The sequence below is a fragment of the Frankia sp. KB5 genome, from assembly GCF_002099325.1.
Taxonomy (GTDB): Bacteria; Actinomycetota; Actinomycetes; order Frankiales; family Frankiaceae; genus Frankia; species Frankia casuarinae.
The window spans coordinates 1-2965 of sequence record NZ_MRUJ01000215.1 but is presented as its reverse complement, the minus strand read 5'-3'; the positions used below and the strand labels follow the sequence as shown (position 1 = coordinate 2965).

Annotated in this window: 4 protein-coding genes; 2 read left to right on the top strand and 2 right to left on the bottom strand. The window is 70.9% G+C overall.

What is annotated here, in order from left to right; all coding sequences use genetic code 11:
* A partial coding sequence (locus tag KBI5_RS19205) for a PspA/IM30 family protein (protein WP_085016026.1) occupies nucleotides 1-654 on the bottom strand: 654 nt, incomplete at its 3' end.
* A gap of 60 nt (nucleotides 655-714) precedes the next feature.
* Complete coding sequence (locus KBI5_RS19200) at nucleotides 715-1059, bottom strand: SHOCT domain-containing protein (RefSeq protein ID WP_011436641.1); 345 nt, start codon at nucleotides 1057-1059, stop codon at nucleotides 715-717.
* A gap of 555 nt (nucleotides 1060-1614) precedes the next feature.
* Here KBI5_RS19200 and KBI5_RS19195 point away from each other — a divergent pair.
* The gene (locus KBI5_RS19195; RefSeq protein ID WP_011436640.1) at nucleotides 1615-2172 is read left to right on the top strand and encodes a GNAT family N-acetyltransferase; all 558 of its coding nucleotides are present in this window, start codon (nucleotides 1615-1617) and stop codon (nucleotides 2170-2172) included.
* Between the two features lie 32 nt (nucleotides 2173-2204).
* Complete coding sequence (locus KBI5_RS19190; RefSeq protein ID WP_085016025.1) at nucleotides 2205-2693, top strand: MarR family winged helix-turn-helix transcriptional regulator; 489 nt, start codon at nucleotides 2205-2207, stop codon at nucleotides 2691-2693.
* The last annotated feature ends 272 nt before the right edge of the window (nucleotides 2694-2965 follow it).

Sequence of the window (2965 nt, the reverse complement as noted above, 5' to 3'; positions counted from 1 at the left end):
GGCGGTCGCGGACAGCCGGTCCAGCTCGGCCTGGATGTCGCCGCGCGGGCCACCGGCCGCCGTCTCCAAGGCGCCGGAGGCGAGTAGTTCGTCGATCGCGCCGGCCCTGGCCTGCATCTGCTCGGTCCTGTCCTCGGCCCGCTGGATTGCCAGGCCGACGTCGCCCATCTCCTCGGAGACCCCCGCCAGCGCCTCGCCGATCTTCGTCTGCGCCTCCGCCGCGGTGTACGTCGCCTTCACGGTCTCCTTCCTGGTCCGGAACGCCTCGAGCTGGGCCGCCAGCCGCCGCGCCGCCAGCGTCAACCGGTCCTCCTCCGCTCGCAGCGACGCATGCTGCTCCCGCAGATCCTCCAACTGCGCGGCCACCCCGGCCCGGCGACCGAGGGCCTCCCTGGCCAGGTCGTCGCGGCCCGCGGCGACCGCTTGGCGGGCCTGTCCGGACAGCCGCTCGGCGGCCGCCCGTAGCTGTTCGACCTGGAGCTCCAGCCGCTTCCGGCTGGTAGCGACGTCCGCGACCCCGCGGCGGACCTGCGCCAGCAGCTCGAGCTGCCGAGCGTAGGAATAGTCGAGAACCTCACGCGGATCCTCGGCGCGGTCCAACATCCTGCTGGCCTTGGCCCGGAACACCAACGCCAGCCRCCTGCTCAGGCTCATCGACGCCTTCCCTCCCCCGATCCCGTCGGTCCCTCTCCGATCTCGCCGGTCAGCCGACGGTCAGCCAGCCCTGGTGAGATCCGTCGGGCCGGGCCGTTCACGCAACACGTCCAGGCGGCGGTGGTACTCCGCCTCATCGATCTCACCGCGGGCGTAACGCTCGGCGAGGATCCGCTCGGCCGACCGCTCGCCGGGCCGTTCGGTACCGGGCCGTTCGGTACCGGGCCGTTCGGTACCGGGCCGTTCCACTCCGGGCGGTTCGGCCGACGTACCCGGCCCGCCGCCGCGGCCCGCGCGCAGGAGAGCAACCAGTACCCCGATCACCAGCCCCCAGAAGACGACCATGCTGAACGACATCAGCAGCCAGCCGCCCCAGCCCCAGGTGTGCCCATCCCAGATCATCATCGTGATCTCCTTCGATCTCGATACCCTCGGCGGTTCGATATCATTGGCGGCCTGCCGCTCCTCGACCTTCGTTCCGAGGGGCGATGGAACGAGGGCCGTTCGTCCCGGACCTGGCCGACGACCGGCCTGTGCTGGGGGAATGCCCCTGGCGCCGCCGTCCACACGACCGGCGATGGTCTGACCCGTCCCGGGCGAACTGGGCCGCGGGGCACAGGCCGCGGGCAGAGGCGTACCGCGAGCGCCCCGGGTCCGGCGGCCACGATGGCCACATCGAGGGCGGCGAGCGCCGGGCGGATGCGTTCCTCGTACGTCGTGGCCGGGTTGTGCAACGGCAGATCCGGTGCCACCACCCGATGTCCCCGCGCCCGCAGTTGCGCTCCGAGGGGCTCCCAGCACGTGGCGTCGTGCCAGGCTCCGTGCAGCAGACAGAACAGAGCCACGACCCGTGGCTATCCAGCCGGTGGCTCGCGCGCGGGTCCCACGGTCCGCCTCACAACCCACGGTCGCCGCCTTTCTCGCGGCGTGCCGCACGCTTCCGGCAAACTACCGGACACGATGAGTCTGACCACGATCATTCCCCTTCTCACGACGGACCGGCTCGTCCTGCGGCCCATCCACAACGACGACGTCGCCGGCTACACCGAGATCTGGTCCGATCCCGAGTTCACCCGCTACTTCCACCGGCCGACCGACCCGGACGGCGTCTGGCATGCCCTGGCCGGCTGCATGGGCTGCTGGGTGCTGACCGGCGTAGGTCCGTGGTCGGTTGTCGAGAAGGCGAGCGGGCAGCTCGTYGGCCAGGCGGGGCTGTGGACCGAACCCGGCTGGCCGGGCATCGAGGCCGTCTGGTTCCTGCGCCGGGACCGCTGGGGGCGCGGCTATGCCACCGAGGCCGCCACCGCGGCACTGACCTGGGTGTTCGCCCAGCGCCCCGACCTCACCGAGGTCGTCTCGGTCATCGTCCCGGCCAACGCCGCGTCTGTCCGGGTCGCCGAACGCCTCGGCATGGCATACGTCCGCAGCGAGTTCCTCCACGACGAGGCCCATGCCGTCTACGCGGTCAGCCGGGCCGGCTGGGTCACCCCAACCACTCGACAGCAAGCTTACGGATAATCCGCGACGGACCTAGTCGTTAGGCTGCGGGCATGACCGCCATGGCACCCTCCCGCGCCGGACCAGACTTGTCGTTCCTGCTGGACCACGCCAGTCATGCCCTGCRGACCCGGATGGCGGCCGCGCTCGCCGAGATCGGTCTCACCGCACGCATGCACTGCGTGCTGGTGCATGCCCTGGAGGAGGAGCGCACCCAGATCCAGCTCGCCGAGATCGGCGACATGGACAAGACAACGATGGTGGTCACCGTGGACGCCTTGGAGAAGGCCGGCCTCGCCGAACGTCGGCCCTCCGCCAGGGACCGGCGGGCTCGGATCATCGCGGTCACCGAGGCGGGCGCGCGGATCGCCGCGCGGAGCCAGGAGATCGTCGATCGGGTCCATGAGGAGGCGTTGGCGGCGCTTCCCACCAAGGAGCGGGAGGTCTTCCTGCGGGCGATGAACCGCTTGATCGAGGGGCATCTGGCCGGACCAGCGAAGAGCCCTCAGCCGGTCCGGCGGGCCCGCCAGCGGGCTCAGTAGCCACGAGAGCCACGCCTTCCACCGCCGCCGCATCTTCCAGCTGATGATCGTTCAGGACGGCAGCGTCGTGACCGTGGCGACGCCGGCCATTCAGAGCGACCTGGGTTTCTCACGAGGGCAACTGCTCGGCAAGCGGCAAGGACGGCGACGAGAACAAGGGCAGCCGGGTCCCCAAGTAAACGCTTCCAGCTAGAGTTTTCCCCGATTGGGACGTAGCCACCGCGGCCGTCCACGCGGGCGCTGTAGTCGACGCCGTGGCCGGGAACCGGCTG

Excerpts from the sequence above, each read along its gene's own strand:
- KBI5_RS19200 (WP_011436641.1), bottom strand. The coding sequence starts at position 1,059 with ATGATGATCTGGGATGGGCACACCTGGGGCTGGGGCGGCTGGCTGCTG.